Below are 14,808 nucleotides of genomic sequence, written 5' to 3'. Positions count from 1 at the left end.
CAAAACCGGTCAACCGGTTGCTATGATCAGGCCCACCCCTGCTTGAGGAGGGTCCGTGACCCTGCTGTTCAACGATCCGGCCGACTTCGCCGACGAGATGACGGACGGCTTCGCCGCGGCCTACGCCCGGTTCGTCCACCGCGTCCCCGGCGGCGTGGTCCGCCGCGAAGGCACCGCCACCGGTGAGGTGGCGCTCGTCGTCGGCGGCGGCTCCGGGCACTACCCGGCGTTCGCGGGCCTCGTCGGCCCCGGCCTGGCCCACGGCGCCGCCATGGGCGACCTGTTCGCCTCGCCGTCCGCCGCCCGCGTGCGTTCGGTCGCGCAGGCCGCCGACGGCGGCGCCGGCATCCTGTTCTGCTACGGCAACTACGCGGGCGACGTCCTGAACTTCACCGAGGCCCAGGAGCGGCTGCGGGCCGACGGGGTCGACGTCCGGACCGTGCTCGTCACCGACGACGTCTCCAGCGCGCCGCCCGAATCATCCGAGCGCCGCCGCGGCATCGCCGGCGATCTGGCCGTGTTCAAACTGGCCGGCGCGGCCGCGGCCCGGGGCGACTCGCTCGACGACGTGGAGCGGGTCGCCCGGCGGGCCAACGATCGCACCCGCACCCTCGGGGTCGCGTTCTCCGGCTGCACGCTGCCCGGCGCATCCGCGCCGCTGTTCCGGGTCCCCGCGGGCCGGATGGCGGTCGGCATGGGCATCCACGGCGAGCCCGGGATCTCCGACGACGGCCTGCCGACCGCCGACGAGCTGGCCGCCCTGTTCGTGGACCGCCTCCTCCAGGAACTGCCCGACGACGTCGCCGCACCGGAGGGCGGGCGGGTGGCCGTGATCCTCAACGGTCTCGGCTCGGTCAAATACGAAGAGCTTTTCGTGGTGTACCGCGAAATCGCCCGCCGCCTCGCCACAGCCGGAGTGACGGCCGTCGACCCCGATGTCGGCGAGTTCTGCACGAGCTTCGACATGGCCGGCGCCTCGCTCACGCTGACCTGGCTCGACGACGAACTCGAGGAGCTCTGGCGGGCCCCCGCGGACACGCCCGCCTACCGCAAGGCCCCGAACGCGCTGACCCGGCGGGAACACGCGCCGGCCGGTGCGACGACCGCCGAGCCGGCCGCCGCCGGACCCGGGCCGGGGTCCGAGGCGTCGCGCGCGGCCGCCGCGACCGCCCGCACGGTGCTCGACGCCGTCGCCGCGGCGCTGGACGGCGCGGCCGACGAACTGGGCCGTCTCGACGCGGTCGCCGGCGACGGCGACCACGGCATCGGCATGCGCCGGGGGTCGCTGGCCGCGGCCGCGGCGGCCCGCGCCGCCCACGCTCGGGACCTGGGTTGCGGGGCGGTCCTGGTCGTGGCCGGTGACGCCTGGGCGGACAAGGGCGGCGGAACCTCGGGAGCGCTCTGGGGCACCGCACTGCGCGCCGCCGGCCACCGCCTGGGCGACGTGGACGCGCCGACGCCGGGCGCAATGGCCGCGGCGGTCGCCGACGCACTTGCCGCCGTGCGGCGCCAAGGCGGCGCGGCTCCGGGCGACAAGACGCTCGTCGACGCCTTCGCGCCGTTCGCGGAAGAACTGTCCCGCGGTGTCGGCGGCGGCTCGCTCGCGGCGGCCTGGCGCGCGGCGGCCCGCGCGGCCACCGCCGCGGCCGACGCCACCGCGGACCTGCTGCCACGGCTCGGCCGCGCCCGGCCGCACGCCGAACGCAGCCTCGGCACCCCCGACCCGGGTGCGCGGTCCTTCGCCATCGCCATGACGGCCGCCGCCGATCGCCTGACGCAACTCGAGGAGACATCGTGACCGATCGCCTGCGGATCGTCGTCGGCGGCGACGACGCCGGATACCGCTACAAGGAGCTGCTCAAAGCCGACCTCGAGGCGAGCGACCTCGTCGCCTCCGTCGTCGACGTCGGGGTGGGGTCCGACGGCCACACGCCGTACCCGCGCGTCGCCATCGAGGCCGCCGAGATGATCGCCCGCGGCGAGGCCGACCGGGCCCTGCTGGTCTGCGGTACCGGGCTCGGCGTGGCGATCTCGGCCAACAAGGTGCCCGGGATCCGGGCCGTGACGGCGCACGACAGCTTCTCCGTCGAGCGATCCGTGCTGAGCAACGACGCCCAGGTGCTGTGCCTGGGCCAGCGGGTCATCGGCATCGAGCTGGCCCGTCGGCTCGTCCGCGAGTGGCTCGGGTACCGCTTCGACCCCACCAGCGCGAGCTCCGACAAGCTCGCCGTGCTGGGCCGGTACGAGATGAAGGAAGCCTCTTGATCGTCGGGGTGAGCCTGAAGATGTACTTCGGGCTGCGCGCCGCCCACGACTGGTGCCGGGCCGTGGCCGCGCTGGCCGCGGACCGGCCGGAGCTCGAGGACGGGCGCACGGTGCTGTTCGTCGCGCCCAGTCACCTGGCCATCCCGGGCGCCGCCGCGGCATTTGCGGGCACCCCGGTCCGGTTGGCCGCCCAGGACGTGGCGGCCGCCGAGCCGGGGCCGTACACGGGCGAGGTCAGCGCGGCCGAGCTCGCCGAGGCCGGCGTCGCCGTGGTCGAGATCGGGCACGCTGAACGGCGCCGGCTGTACGGCGAGACCGACGAGACGGTGGCCGCCAAGGTCGCGGTCGCCGCCCGGCACGGCCTCACCGCGCTGATCTGCGTCGGCGCGCGGCCGGACGAGGACGCGGCGGCCGTCGCCGAGGCCCAGCTCCGCGCGGCCTTGCCACAGGCACCCGCCGGACCGGTGTGGGTCGCCTACGAGCCGCTCGCGTCCATCGGCGCCGCGCGGCCCGCGCCGGCCGCCGAGATCACGTCGGTGACCCGGCACCTGCGCCAGGTGCTCGCCGAGGTGGCCCCGGGCGGGGCCGTGCTCTACGGCGGCAGCGCCGGCCCGGGCCTGCTCGGCGAGCTCGGCGACGGCGTGGACGGCCTGTTCCTCGGCCGCTTCGCCCACGATCCCGCGAACCTGGCGAAGGTCTTGGACGAGGCATCGGAGGGACGGGCATGATCGGGCTCGGCACCTACGCGTTCTTCTGGCAGCTGTCCGACCGGATGCCGCGGCCGCTCACGCTCGCCCAGGCCCTGGAGCGCACGGCGGCCCAGGGCGTCGGCATGTTTCAGATCTGCGACTACCCGAAGATCCTCACGGTCGGCCAGGGCGAGCTGCGCGACCTGCGCCGCCGCGCGGACGACCTCGGCCTGCGGCTCGAGCTGGGCACCCGCGGCACGACGACCGACCACCTGACCGCGTTCCTGCGCCTCGCCGACGTCCTCGAGGCCGCGGTCGTGCGCACGATGCTCAACCCGGTGGGCGACGACGCGCCGCTGGAGGAGTCCGAGGGGCGGCTGCGGGCCGTACTGCCGGACTACGACCGGGCCGGGGTGACGATCGCGCTGGAGACCTACGAGCGGGTACCCGTGCGGAATCTGCGGAGGCTCGTCGAGGCGGTCGGCTCGGACCGGCTCGGCATCTGCCTGGACCCGGGCAACGGTGTCGCCGCGCTCGACCTGCCCCGCGACACCGTCGAGCGGTGCGCGCCGTACGTCAAGGACGTCCACGTCAAGGACTTCGCGTTCACCCGCAGCGAGGGCTGGGTCGGGTTCCAGTACACCGGCACCCCGCTCGGCACCGGGCTGCTGGACTACGCGCACCTCGAGCGCGCGGTGCGGCCCGAGCCCAACGGCATCTCCCAGATCGTCGAGCACTGGCTGCCCTGGCAGGGCGACCCCGCGGCGACCGCGGCCGAAGAGCAGCGGTGGACGGCCGTCGCACTCGAATACCTCCGCGACTATCAGAAGGAGCACGACCATGAGTGACACCGAGGCGCTGAAGATCGCGGTGATCGGGGCGGGCGGGAAGATGGGGATGCGGGTCTCCGACAACCTCGTCAAGACGGCCCACCAGGTGTGGTACAGCGAGAACTCGCCCGCCGGGCGGGACCGCGTGACGGCGGCCGGCCGCACCCTCACCGACTCCCCCGCCGCCGTCGCCGATGCCGACGTCGTGATCCTGGCCGTGCCCGACCTGGCGCTGGAGTCGGTGTCGGCCGAGCTGGTCGCGCTGATGAAGCCGGGCGGCGTCGTGCTCACGCTCGACCCGGCGGCCGCCTACGCCGGCCTGCTCGCCCGCCGCGACGAGGTCGTCCAGGCGGTCACGCACCCGTGCCACCCCTCGGTCTTCGTGGAGCGCCACACGCCCGAGGAGTACGCGGACACGTTCGGCGGCATCGCGGCCCTCCAGGACGCGATCGCCGCCGTCGAGTCGGACGACCCTGCCGTCAAGGACCGGGTGGAGACCGTGGTGCGGGCCATCTTCGCCCCGGTCGGCGACGTGCACTGGGTGACGGTCAAGCAGCTCGCCCAGCTGGAGCCCACCCTGGTCGAGACCATCGCCTGCATGGTCGGCTCGCTGCTGAAGGAGGCGCTGGACGAGACCGTGAAGCTCGGCGTCCCGGAGCCGGCGGCCCGGGCGATCCTGCTCGGGCACACCCAGGTCGCGCTGGCGAACACGCTGAAGGGTGACAACCCGTTCAGCGACGCCTGCCTCATCGCGATGGACTACGGCCGCGAGTCGATCCTGCGCGACGACTGGAAGAAGGTCTTCCGCGACGACGAGCTCGACCACGTGCTGGCCCGCATGCTGCACCTGAAGGAGATCGCCCGATAAGCGACGGCCGAGCGGCCCGGATCAGGCGGGAACCGGGCCGCTCGTGCTGGCACGGATGACGAGCTCGGGCGTGAAGACCTCGTGGTCTACCGCACCCGACTCGATGTTCTTCAGGAGCAGGTCCACCGCCACCGAGCCGAAGTCCTCGTGCGGGGTGCGGATCGAGGAGAGCGGGACGATCGACGACTCGGCATATTCGATGTCGTCGTAGCCGATGACGGCGATGTCCTCCGGGATCCGCAGGCCGGCCATGACGAAGGCGTGCATGATGCCGATGGCGAGCAGGTCGTTGACCGCGAACACGGCATCGGGCCGCAGCGCCGGGTCGCGGGCCACGATGCGGTGCCCGACGGCCCGCCCGGCCCGGATCGTGCGCTCGGCGATGTCGACCACCTCCAGGGTGGCCGTCCCGGCCTCCCGCACCGCGAGGCTCGCCCCCTGCAGCCGCCCGGCGACCTGCTGGATCGACAGCGGCCCGCCGACGAAGGCCAGGCGCCGGCGCCCGAGCGACAGCAGGTGCTCCCCCGCGAGCCGCCCGCCGACGACCTCGTCCACCGAGACCGACGGCTGCTGCTCGGAAACGGCGCGGCCGCCGATCAGCACGTTGGGCGTGCCGCGCCGGCGCACCTCCGCCAGCCGGTCCTCCAGCCGCTCGAACGACGCCACCAGCATGCCGCGCACCCGGTAGCGCTCGAACAGCCCGATGTACTGGTCCTCCCGCTCGCGGTTGCCGTGCGCGTTGACCACGAACACCGCCAGCCCGTGCTCCGCCGCCCGTGCCTCCACGCCCTCGACGAGGGTGAAGAAGAACGGGTTGCTGAAGTCGGGCGCGATGTATGCGATGGCGTTGCTCTCGCCGAGGCGCAGCTGGCGGCCGACGATGTTGGGGACGAACCCGAGCTCCTGGATGGCCCGGCGGATGCGCTCGGCCTTCTCCTCCGACACCCGCTCCGGATGGTTGAGGAAGTGCGACACCGTGCCCAGCGCGACCCCCGCGTGCTGCGCCACCTCGCGAATGCCGGCCTTGTTCCCCGCGCCGTTGCCTCGTTCACTCACTGTCGGACTACTCCACAACGTCTCACGCGGAACTGGGCTCGCGCGGCACCAGCCGGTAGCGCGGGCGCACCCCGGCGAGGACACGCTCGACATCGTCCACCATATATTCGAAGAACCTCGGCTCCGCGGCGTCCGTCACGCCGGCGATGTGCGGGCTCAGGAACACGTTAGGCATTGTGCGCAGCGGCGAGTCGGTCGGCAAGGGCTCGGGCTCGACGACGTCGAGGCAGGCGATGATGTCGCCCCGGCGCAGCCGGTCCACCAAGGCTTCAGTATGCACCACCGCGCCGCGCGATACGTTGACGAACACCGCCCCGGGACGCAGCCGGGCGATCTGCTCCGGCCCGACCAGGCCCGCCGTCGCCTGCGTCAGCGGCACGAGGCAGATGACGACGTCGGAGCGCTCGAGCACGTTGTCCAGGCTCGTCAGGTCGATGTCGTAGGCGTTGGCGAGCACGTCCGGGGTGCCCGGGTCGTGGGCGAGCACCCGCACGTGGAACGGCCGGAGCAGCTCCAGCAGCCGGCGGCCGATGTTGCCGAGGGCGATGAGGCCGACCGTCTTGCCGGTGAGCTCGCCGCGCAGGTAGCCGGGGTCCTCCAGGAACACGGTCCGGTCGGGCCAGAGCAGCTCCCCCGCGATCAGCCGGCGGAACAGCGCGCCGGCGTTGCGCAGGCCGATCATCGCCAGCGCGAGGGCCCACTCGGCGACCGGGTCCGACGAGCCGTTGGTCGTGTCGGACACCACGATCCCGCGGCGGTGCGCGGCCGCCACGTCCACCCGGAACCCGAAGCGGTCGCCGTGGGTGTCGCCGATCATGCGCAGGCGCGGGGCCGCGGCCATGACCGCGTCGGTGATCCGCGGGCAGCCGTAGCTCACGACGAGCGCATCGAGGTCGGCGGCGAACTCGGCGACCCGCGCGGTGAGTGCCGGGTCCTCCGCCGGCGGCCCGAACACCCGGTCGGGGCCGTCGAGCTCGAGCCAGACGACGTCGGCGAAGCGCTCCATCCGCTCGACGTCCTTGGGGAAGAAGTACCGGCGGCGGCCCGCCCCGGTCACGACGATCCCGACCCGTGGCTTCGGCGCGCTCATCGCAGATGTCCCCGTTCGCGTAGCAGTGTCTCCAGCGTGCCGCCCTGGATCCGGGCGACGTCGTCCGCACTCAGGAAGTCCGCGTGGTCCCGCAGCACCTGCAGCGCCTGCCGGTAGCTGTGGTGCGGCAGCAGCGACGGCCAGTCGGACGACCACACCATCCGGCCAACACCCCAGTTCTCGGCGAACGCCTTGACGATGGGGAGCCGGTCGAGATACGGGTAGTCCCACGGCCGCTCGTGCCCGTAGTAGTACCCGGAAACCTTCACCAGCAGATTCGGTACGTCCTCCCGGTCGAGGACGAGCCGGAGGCCCGCGTCGATCCCGTCCGGATGCAGCATGACGACCGCGAGATGGTTGACCATGATCGGCAGGCCGGGGAACCGGCGGGCGACGTCGCGCAGGTCGTCGTACCAGTTCGGCGGGGCCGCGAGGGTCACCAGCAGTCGCGCGTCCTGCGCGACCCGGAAGAACTCCCGCCCCTCGTCCGACAGCAACCAGCCGTCGTTGTCCGGTGCGAGGTAGTGGGACACGCCGACCGGCTGACACTGCTCGATGGTCGCGCGGAGGCGGTCGGCCGCGCCGGGCCGGTGGTAGTCCGGCCCGAACCGGCTGTCGATGTCGGCGACCTGCAGTAGCCGTCCCCTGTGGACGGCCGCGACCTCGGCACCGTAGTCGTTGTTGTCCTCGGCGTGCTCGATGCGCGCGTTCACCACGAGCGCGGCGCCGACCCCGGCCCGGTCCATCTCCAGCAGCAGGTTCTCCGCCCGGCCGCGGGACTCGGAGTCGGGCACGTCGGGCCGGTAGGGCCAGCGCGGCCAGATGTGGGTGTGCGCGTCGACGATCACCCCTTCACCGACCCGGCCGTCAGGCCCCGCATGACCTGCTGGTTGAGGATGAGGTACACGGCGAGGGTGCCGAACACCGTGATGCTGATGGCGGCGAACAGGGGGCCGTAGTCGACGGAGCCGTACTCGTCGCTGAAGTGCAGCAGGCCGACCTGGACCGTCGACAGCTTCGAGTCCACGTTGAACGTCAGCGCGATGAGCAGGTCGTTCCAGACCGAGAAGAACTGCAGGAGCCCGATCGTGAACAGGCCGTTGCGGATCAGCGGCAGCCCGATGGAGAAGAACGCGCGGAACGGCCCGCCGCCCTCGATCGCCAGCGCCTCGAAGAGCTCCCGGGGCACGGCCCGGAAATAGGTGGCCATCATGAAGACGGTCAGCGGGAGCCCGTGGCCGACGTACGTGATGATCAGCGGCAGGTAGCTGTCGGAGATGTTGAGGTTGAAGTAGATGGTGAACAGCGGCAGCAGCACCATCTGCAGCGGCACCATCATGCCGCCGACGATCAGGAAGAGCACGGCGTTGCGGCCCTTCCAGACCATCACCTCGAGGGCGAAGCCGGCCGCGGCGCCCAGCAGGAGGATGAGGATCAGGGACGGCACCGTGACGATAAGGCTGTTGAGGGCGTAGTGCCCGAGGCTGCCGGTCGTCCAGGCGTCGACGTAGTTGTGCCACTGCAGCCCGCCCGGCAGGGACCACAGGGGCTCGTCGACGATCTCGCTCTTCGTCTTGAACGAGTTGGTCAGGATCCAGAACATCGGGTAGATCTCCGCGATCACGATCACCGCGATGAGGAGCTTCACGAGGAGGCCGCCGGTGAGCCGGCCGGCGAGCGTGCCGGACTCCCGGCGCGGAGCCCCCGTCCGCGGACGCGGAGCCGTTTCGACATTGATCGCGGTCACGGTTCAGTCCTTCGTGAGGTCGCGCCGGGAGGAGCGGAAGACGAACAGGGTCACGGTCAGGCACACCAGGGTGATGACGAGCGCGAGCGTGCTGCCGTAGCCGAAGTCACCGAAGCTGAAGGCCGTCTTGAACATGAGCAGGTTCAGCGGCGTCGTCTGGTAGCCGGGGCCGCCGTTGTTGAGTGCGACGATCGAGTCGAAGACCTTGAGCGACGCGTTGAGGCTGAAGATGACGGTCGCCAGCAGCACGGGCATCGACAGCGGCAGCACGATGTGCCGCACGAGCCGCCAGGTGCCGGCGCCGTCCAGGCGGGCCGACTCCATGATCTCCTCCGGGATCTCGATCAGCCCCGCGTAGAGCAGGACGGCGAAGAAGCCCATGGTGCGCCACAGGTCCATGATCACGATGACGATGAAGGCCTTGTTGCCGTCGGCGAACCAGTCGGTGCCGCCGAGCCCGACGAGGCCGAGGAGCGCGTTGACCGGCCCCTCCTGCGGCGAGGAGGCGAACATACGGTTGAACAGCAGGGCGACGGCGACGGTCGGCACCACCACCGGGAAGAACACCAGCGTGCGGACGAACGTCGAGGCCTTGCGCAGGACGAAGACGTACAGCAGCGCCAGGGCGTAGCCGAGCACGATCTGGCCCACGCTGATGACGATCGCGTACTTGAGCGTGAACCACAGCGCGTGCCCCGCCTGGGGATCGCTGAACAGCCGGTCGACGTTCTTCATGCCGGTGAACTCGAACCCGCGGACCGGGTTGCCGTGCATGAAGGCCAGGAAGAGGGACCAGACCGCCGGGACGACCATGACTCCCAGATAGATCAGAAGCGCGGGAAGCAGGAAGGTCACGATGGCCTTCTTGTTCCCGAAGACGTGCTTCACGGGAGTTCCTCTCCGTTGAGGGCGGGGTGGCGGCGCCCGGCTCGGACGCCGCCACCCCCGGGGGCATGGACCGGGCGGATTACGCCTCGGCGTCGAGGTCCGACTGGATGAGGGTCATGAAGTCCTTGGCGGACATCGCGCCGGTGAGCAGCGGGGCCGCGTTCGCGCTGGAGTCGTTGTTGGCCTTCGGGGTGAAGAGGCCCTCGAACCACAGCACGCTGGCCGGCGCGTTGTCGATCTTCTTCTGGATGTCGGCCGTGAGCGCCGGCAGGCTGTCGACCGGGGTGTTCACCTTGAAGCCGGAGAACGTGCCCTGCTTCTTGAGCGACTCGGAGCCCCAGTTCTTGGCGATGCAGGTCAGCCACGAGCCGACGCCGTCGTTGTACAGCTTGGCGTTGACGGCGTTCGGGGAGCCGACGTTCGCCGGGTAGCCCTTGATGCCGGGGACGCCGAAGAAGCCGATGTTGTCGCCGACCTTGTTCTGCTTGGGGTCGTTGACCGCGGCGAGGAACCAGGTGCCCATGTACATCATGGCCGCGTTGCCGTTGAGCATCTGCGCGTTCATGGTGTCGTAGTCCAGGTTCGTGATGCCGTCGATGAAGTACTTGCCCAGCTCCTGCAGCTTCTGGGCGGCGGCGACGTACTGCGGGTCGGTGAGCTTGGCCTTCTTGTCCTTGATCTTCTGCAGCGCGTCCGGCCCGAGCTCGCTGTAGAGGATCGCGCCCAGCCACCGGCTGATCGTCCAGCCGGTCTTGCCGGAGGCGACGAACGGGGTGACGCCCTCGGCCTTCAGCTTCGCGGCGGCGGCGGTGAGCTCGCCGAGCGTGGTCGGGATCGCGATGTTGTGGTCGGCGAAGATCTTCTTGTTGTAGAAGATGCCCTCGATGTTGAACTGCAGCGGCACCGTCGGGAAGCTGCCGGCGTAGAGCTGCTCGATCACCGACTGCGCGGCCGGGGTCACCTGGTCCAGCACGCCGAGCTTTTGAAACGTTTCCTTCAGGTCCAGAACCTGGCCGGACACCTGCAGGTCACCCTTGGGGGCGATCAGCGACTGGGTTCCGGCGTACATCACCGGCAGCGCGTTCTGGCCGCCGAGCAGCTGCACCTTCGACTGCATCTCCGAGCTGGGGGTCTGCGACAGCGTGTACGGCAGCTGCTTCTGCGCGTCGGAGCACTGGTTGGCCTTCAGGTCGTCGAACATCTTGCCGGTCTGGGTGTTCTCGGTCGTGACCAGCACGGAGAACTCTTTGGCGCCGCCCGCGGGGGCGTCGTCCTTCCCCCCCGAGCAGCCGGCCAGGAGCAGGCTCGTCACGGCGGCGAACGCGATGGGAACGCTCGCCCGGCGGGGCATGGTGCGCATCATCAGATTCACGTTCAGGGCTCCTTCAAGATCCGCGCCCAGCGGAGCAACTCGGGGGGCGCGTGGGGTGATGAAACGTTACAAGCAAGTTTCGGTCCGGTCAACAACCTCGGCCGATTCGCAATCAGGCGTTGCGCGAGCGCAATTCCTCGCCCGCCGCCTCGAGATTGGCGAAGGTCATCTCTGAGTACTTCCGGGACAACAGAACGCCGTCGGCACCGCCGTCCAGCGCGGCCCGGACCGACTTGCGGACCTCGTCCGGCGTCGTCTGCCGGACGTGATCCGGGGTGGGGATGTTGATGTCGAGGCCTGGGTACACCGCCACCCGGGCGGCGGTGGCCGCGACCGTGCGCCGGGTCTCCCGCAGGACGTAGTCCGGCGAGAGTCCGACGCTCGGCAGGTCCTCGAACGCGATGGCCTCGTCGTAGCCGAGCGAGGTCCGGAACAGGTCGTACACGGTCTGCTCCGGCACGCCGCGGAAGAGACGGCCCGCGACGGTCCGGATGTAATGGTGCAGCCGGTAGCCGGCGCAGTTGTTGTACAGCACCGGCTTGACGAAGTCCGAGTAGGACGACATCTTCGCGAAGTCCAGCTGCGACCGGTACCAGGGTGAGAACGAGTTGTGGTGCCAGATGTGCCAGCCGACCCGGACCTCGGGGTTGAGGAACTTGACAGCCCCGTAGAGCCGGGCCTGGAACTCCTCGTACCCGCGGTGCCAGAGCGCGTCCCAGGCCACGATCTCCGGACAGGTGCCCAGCAGCCGCAGGAAGCGGATGAAGGACGAGTCGCCGACCGGCACGTCCGGGGCCTCGTCGTTGAGCAGGCGGTCCAGCTCCAGGTAGCCCTGGCGGGCCCGCCGCACGTCGATGCCCTCGCGCTCGCCGGCCTCTGTGCACCAACGGCAGAAACAGTACGGGTTGCCGTTGCGGGCGAACCCGCCGTCGCCGAGCGCGTTGTCCAGGGGGCCGTTGCGCTCCGACCCCCACATGATGCCGTCCAGCTGATAGCTCTTGACCTGGTCCTCGACCAGCGAGAGCCACCAGTTCTGGTAGTCCGGGTTGCGCAGGCACGCGTACGCGTCGGCGCGGCCCCAGGCATCGACCTGCAGCACCTTCGGCCAGTTGGGAACGTGCCTGGTCAGGCCGGAGTGGGTGTTCTCCAGGACGAAGGAGTAGACGGCGATGCCGCGTTCCCGCGCCGCCGGGATCACGTCGCCGAGCGCGTCGAACCCGACGACCTCGGCGTCCGGGGCCCGGTGCGGGCCGAGGACGGTGCCGCCGTAGAACTCGGCGTGCTGCTCGACGAACGACCCGCCGAGGTGGACGTCGTCCTTCTCCTCCGGGCCGTGCCCCGGCCACGGCCGGTACCACGTCTGGCGTCCGGCCAGCCCGCGGTCGAACGCCTGGGTCGCGACGAACACGGTGTTGACCGCCGCCTTCTCAACGACGGTGTCGAGGACCGTCTCGACGCCCTCGTCGGCGAACGAGATGGCGCCGACTTGAATCCCTACCAGCGGCGACACGCTCACTCCCCACCCTCCCCCAGCGCCGGGGGAATCTCCACGCCCAGCTCGATCAGCTGGTCGGTGACCACCCGGATGGCGTTGAGCGCCTTCGGGAAGCCGCAGTACTGCACCACGTGGATGACCGTCTCGAGGATCTCGGTCGGCGTGCAGCCGACCCGGATCGCGCCCCGCGTGTGCCCGCGCAACTGCGGTTCGAGGCCGCCGATCGTCACCAGCGAGGCGAGCGACAGCAGCTCCCGCTGGGCGAGCGTCAGACCCGGGCGCGAGTAGATGTCGCCGAAGTTGAACTCGACGCCGAAGCGCGCCAGGTCCTGGGCGAGCCCGGTCTGCATCTCGACCAGGCCGTCGGCCTTGCCGGCGCCGTAGACTTCTTCGAACCAGTGCGCGCCCTTTTCGAACCGTTTCAAAGCTGACCTCCCGGTCGTCAGATGGAGTGGCCGCCGTCGAGCGGCAGCACGACGCCGGTGACGTTGACCCCGGCCGGGCCGGCCAGGAACACGATCGCCGCGGCCAGGTGCTCGGGCTCGCCGAGCAGCCGGGTGGGGATCTGGTCGAGCAGGGCCTCGCGCCGCTCCGGCGTGTCCCGGTCCCGGCCCGGCGTCGCCTGGGCGCCCGGCGCGATCGCGTTGACCGTGACGCCCTGCTCGGCGACCTCGATGGCGAGCGCCTTGGTGAGCCCGACGACGCCGGCCTTCGCGGCCGCGTACGCGGTCGCCCCGCGCACCAGCCGGCCGCCCGACACCGCGGCGATCGAGGCGATGTTGACGATGCGCCCCGACCGCGCGGCGAGCATGGTCGGCAGCACCGCCCGGGTGACGTTGAAGACCTGGTCGAGGTTGCGTGCCATCTGCGTGCGCCAGGTCTCGGGGCTCATCTCGTGCAAGAAGCTCACCGCCCCGCCGCCGGCGCAGTTGACCAGGATGTCGACGCCGCCGAGGCGGCTGACGAGCCCGGCGGTCGCCTCCTGAACCCCGGTGAAGTCGGTGAGGTCCACGGCCGCGCCGGCCCACTCGCGACCCGCGGCCCGGACCCGCTCGCCGGTGGCGGCGAGGCCGCTCGCGTTGAGGTCGAGCCCGCCGACGTCCGCGCCCTCGCGCGCGAAGACCTCGCAGATGACCGCGCCCAGCGCGCCCGCGGCCCCCGTGACCATCGCCCGTCGGCCCTCTAGCTGTCCCAATTCGTCTCCTTCGGCCGGCCGGCTCGCGCCGGGCGGTACTCGTCCCGCCAGCGGTGCACGGCGGTGAAGCCCAGTTCGTCCCGGGCCTTCCGGGTCGACATCAGCGACTCGAACTCGCCCAGGTCGGCGGCGACCGGGACGCCCGGGAACCACCGCGCGGCCAGTTCCGCCGACGGGATGTCGAGGCCGGTGTCGGGCGCCGCGACGTTGTAGACCGCGAGGCCCGGCTCGTCCCGGGCCAGGGCCAGCGACACGGCCAGCGCGCCGTCGCGGGCGTCGACGTAGGACCCGAGCAGGTCCCGGCGGTAGCCGGGGTCGGACGCCCGGGCGAACCCGCCGTACTCCCCGGGGCCGACGACGTTGGTGAACCGCAGCGCCGTCATGGACAGCTCCGGCTGCCAGGTGGCGAGCTGCTCGGCCATCGTCTCCTCGAGGACCTTGCCCAGCCCGTAGGTGTTCCGGGCGGCCCGGTGCTCCTCGGTCACCGGCAGCGCGGGCGGCGCCTGGTCGAACGGGAAGCCCATCGCGGTGATGCTCGAGGCGAACACGATCCGGCGCAGACCCGCGCGCAGCGCCGCGAAGTGCACGTTGAACGACGCGACCATGTTGTTGTGGAACGTCGTGGCGTCCGGCACCAGGCCGTTGACCGGGATGGCCGCCAGGTGGACCAGCGCGTCCAGCCCGGTGTGCCGGGCCGTGACGCCGAGCAGCGAGTCGAGCACCTGGCCGTAGTCGGTCAGGTCGACGCGGGTGAAGCCGGAACCGGCCTCGCCGCCGCGGTCGAGGCCGAGCACCTCGTGCCCCTCGTCGCGCAGCCGAGCGGTGGTGGCCCGCCCGAGCTTGCCGGAGCTACCCGTGACCGCGATCCTCATGCCGTCCCCTCCCGTGAGGCCCCGTCCCCGTAACGAGCTGGGAAATCACCGGGTAGCGGCCGGGTGAGCACGTCGTGACCGGCGGCCAGCCCCGGGTCGGTGTGCCGGTGCCCTCCGCGGCCGCCCGCGCTCTCCACGAAGAAGCCGCGGACGGTCTCGTAGACCTCGATGAAGTCGTGTTCGTCGGCCGGCAGCGTGAGCACGATGTCGCCGGACTGGACGTACCGCTCGGCCCCGTCGACGAGGATCTTCGCCCGCCCCTCGGCCACGAACCACAGCTCCGAGGTGTCGTGGAAGTGGCGGTCGAACCGGCCACCGTGCAGCGGCACGGCGAACCGCCCGGCGGAGCCGAACGAGGCGGCGGACGGACGGGTGGCATCGTTGAGCCATTCCGAGGGGGTGTAGATCGGCACGGGGTCCATCTTGTTTCGCCGGTTGAAA

16 protein-coding genes are annotated in these 14,808 nt (G+C 71.2%); 5 read left to right on the top strand and 11 right to left on the bottom strand.

All coding sequences use genetic code 11. The features are described 5' to 3' along the window. Positions 1-55 precede the first annotated feature (55 nt). From ABT369_RS05580 to ABT369_RS05560, 5 genes are read left to right on the top strand one after another with little or no spacing between them, the layout of a single operon-like run. Positions 56-1,798 carry a dihydroxyacetone kinase family protein gene (locus ABT369_RS05580; RefSeq protein WP_350610489.1) on the top strand — a complete coding sequence of 581 codons (1,743 nt, stop codon included), beginning with the start codon at positions 56-58 and terminating at the stop codon, positions 1,796-1,798. Then, positions 1,795-2,265, top strand: a complete 471-nt coding sequence (locus ABT369_RS05575) for a ribose-5-phosphate isomerase (RefSeq protein ID WP_350610488.1) — start codon at positions 1,795-1,797, stop codon at positions 2,263-2,265. The genes ABT369_RS05580 and ABT369_RS05575 overlap by 4 nt, the downstream gene beginning before the upstream one ends. Continuing rightward, on the top strand, positions 2,262-2,993 hold the full coding sequence (locus ABT369_RS05570; RefSeq protein ID WP_350610487.1) for a triose-phosphate isomerase: 732 nt from the start codon (positions 2,262-2,264) through the stop codon (positions 2,991-2,993). Before ABT369_RS05575 ends, ABT369_RS05570 begins: the two co-directional genes overlap by 4 nt. After that, a complete protein-coding gene (locus ABT369_RS05565) occupies positions 2,990-3,802 on the top strand; it encodes a sugar phosphate isomerase/epimerase family protein (RefSeq protein ID WP_350610486.1) in 813 nt (270 codons plus the stop codon). Before ABT369_RS05570 ends, ABT369_RS05565 begins: the two co-directional genes overlap by 4 nt. After that, on the top strand, positions 3,795-4,652 hold the full coding sequence (locus ABT369_RS05560; protein WP_350610485.1) for a phosphogluconate dehydrogenase C-terminal domain-containing protein: 858 nt from the start codon (positions 3,795-3,797) through the stop codon (positions 4,650-4,652). Before ABT369_RS05565 ends, ABT369_RS05560 begins: the two co-directional genes overlap by 8 nt. 21 nt (positions 4,653-4,673) lie before the next feature. On the opposite strand, the gene ABT369_RS05555 is transcribed toward ABT369_RS05560, so the two are convergent. From ABT369_RS05555 to ABT369_RS05505, 11 genes are all read right to left on the bottom strand, one after another. After that, positions 4,674-5,708, bottom strand: a complete 1,035-nt coding sequence (locus ABT369_RS05555; RefSeq protein ID WP_350610484.1) for a LacI family DNA-binding transcriptional regulator — start codon at positions 5,706-5,708, stop codon at positions 4,674-4,676. Between the two features lie 22 nt (positions 5,709-5,730). Next, the gene (locus tag ABT369_RS05550) at positions 5,731-6,798 is read right to left on the bottom strand and encodes a hydroxyacid dehydrogenase (RefSeq protein WP_350610483.1); all 1,068 of its coding nucleotides are present in this window, start codon (positions 6,796-6,798) and stop codon (positions 5,731-5,733) included. Continuing rightward, positions 6,795-7,646 (bottom strand): amidohydrolase family protein, encoded by an 852-nt coding sequence (locus ABT369_RS05545; protein ID WP_350610482.1) that lies wholly within the window; start codon positions 7,644-7,646, stop codon positions 6,795-6,797. The genes ABT369_RS05550 and ABT369_RS05545 overlap by 4 nt, the downstream gene beginning before the upstream one ends. Continuing rightward, positions 7,643-8,545: a carbohydrate ABC transporter permease gene (locus ABT369_RS05540; RefSeq protein WP_350610481.1), complete on the bottom strand. Its 903-nt coding sequence runs from the start codon at positions 8,543-8,545 to the stop codon at positions 7,643-7,645. Before ABT369_RS05540 ends, ABT369_RS05545 begins: the two co-directional genes overlap by 4 nt. A 3-nt stretch (positions 8,546-8,548) precedes the next feature. Continuing rightward, positions 8,549-9,433 carry a carbohydrate ABC transporter permease gene (locus ABT369_RS05535; RefSeq protein WP_350610480.1) on the bottom strand — a complete coding sequence of 295 codons (885 nt, stop codon included), beginning with the start codon at positions 9,431-9,433 and terminating at the stop codon, positions 8,549-8,551. 79 nt (positions 9,434-9,512) lie between these two features. Beyond that, positions 9,513-10,796 carry an ABC transporter substrate-binding protein gene (locus tag ABT369_RS05530; RefSeq protein ID WP_350610692.1) on the bottom strand — a complete coding sequence of 428 codons (1,284 nt, stop codon included), beginning with the start codon at positions 10,794-10,796 and terminating at the stop codon, positions 9,513-9,515. Between the two features lie 121 nt (positions 10,797-10,917). Then, a complete protein-coding gene (locus tag ABT369_RS05525; RefSeq protein WP_350610479.1) occupies positions 10,918-12,315 on the bottom strand; it encodes a hypothetical protein in 1,398 nt (465 codons plus the stop codon). A 2-nt stretch (positions 12,316-12,317) separates the two neighbouring features. Then, entirely contained in the window at positions 12,318-12,725 is a 408-nt protein-coding gene (locus ABT369_RS05520; RefSeq protein WP_229835708.1) for a carboxymuconolactone decarboxylase family protein, read from the bottom strand. Between the two features lie 17 nt (positions 12,726-12,742). Next, positions 12,743-13,495, bottom strand: coding sequence for an SDR family NAD(P)-dependent oxidoreductase (locus ABT369_RS05515; protein ID WP_350610478.1), 753 nt, complete (start codon positions 13,493-13,495; stop codon positions 12,743-12,745). Next, entirely contained in the window at positions 13,483-14,367 is an 885-nt protein-coding gene (locus ABT369_RS05510; protein ID WP_350610477.1) for an NAD-dependent epimerase/dehydratase family protein, read from the bottom strand. Before ABT369_RS05510 ends, ABT369_RS05515 begins: the two co-directional genes overlap by 13 nt. Beyond that, positions 14,364-14,780 carry an AraC family ligand binding domain-containing protein gene (locus ABT369_RS05505; protein ID WP_350610476.1) on the bottom strand — a complete coding sequence of 139 codons (417 nt, stop codon included), beginning with the start codon at positions 14,778-14,780 and terminating at the stop codon, positions 14,364-14,366. Before ABT369_RS05505 ends, ABT369_RS05510 begins: the two co-directional genes overlap by 4 nt. Positions 14,781-14,808 lie beyond the last annotated feature (28 nt).

Origin of the sequence: Dactylosporangium sp. NPDC000244 (genome assembly GCF_040300725.1) — a bacterium.
Lineage (GTDB): Bacteria > Actinomycetota > Actinomycetes > Mycobacteriales > Micromonosporaceae > Dactylosporangium.
Note: the sequence above shows the minus strand (reverse complement) of the source record. Positions and strands in the feature narration are given on the sequence as shown.

What these genes read in the sequence shown, in the direction of transcription:
- ABT369_RS05565 (WP_350610486.1), top strand. Translation starts at nt 2,990, where the DNA reads ATGATCGGGCTCGGCACCTACGCGTTCTTCTGGCAGCTGTCCGACCGG.
- ABT369_RS05550 (WP_350610483.1), bottom strand. Translation starts at nt 6,798, where the DNA reads ATGAGCGCGCCGAAGCCACGGGTCGGGATCGTCGTGACCGGGGCGGGC.
- ABT369_RS05560 (WP_350610485.1), top strand. Translation starts at nt 3,795, where the DNA reads ATGAGTGACACCGAGGCGCTGAAGATCGCGGTGATCGGGGCGGGCGGG.
- ABT369_RS05530 (WP_350610692.1), bottom strand. Translation starts at nt 10,796, where the DNA reads ATGATGCGCACCATGCCCCGCCGGGCGAGCGTTCCCATCGCGTTCGCC.
- ABT369_RS05510 (WP_350610477.1), bottom strand. Translation starts at nt 14,367, where the DNA reads ATGAGGATCGCGGTCACGGGTAGCTCCGGCAAGCTCGGGCGGGCCACC.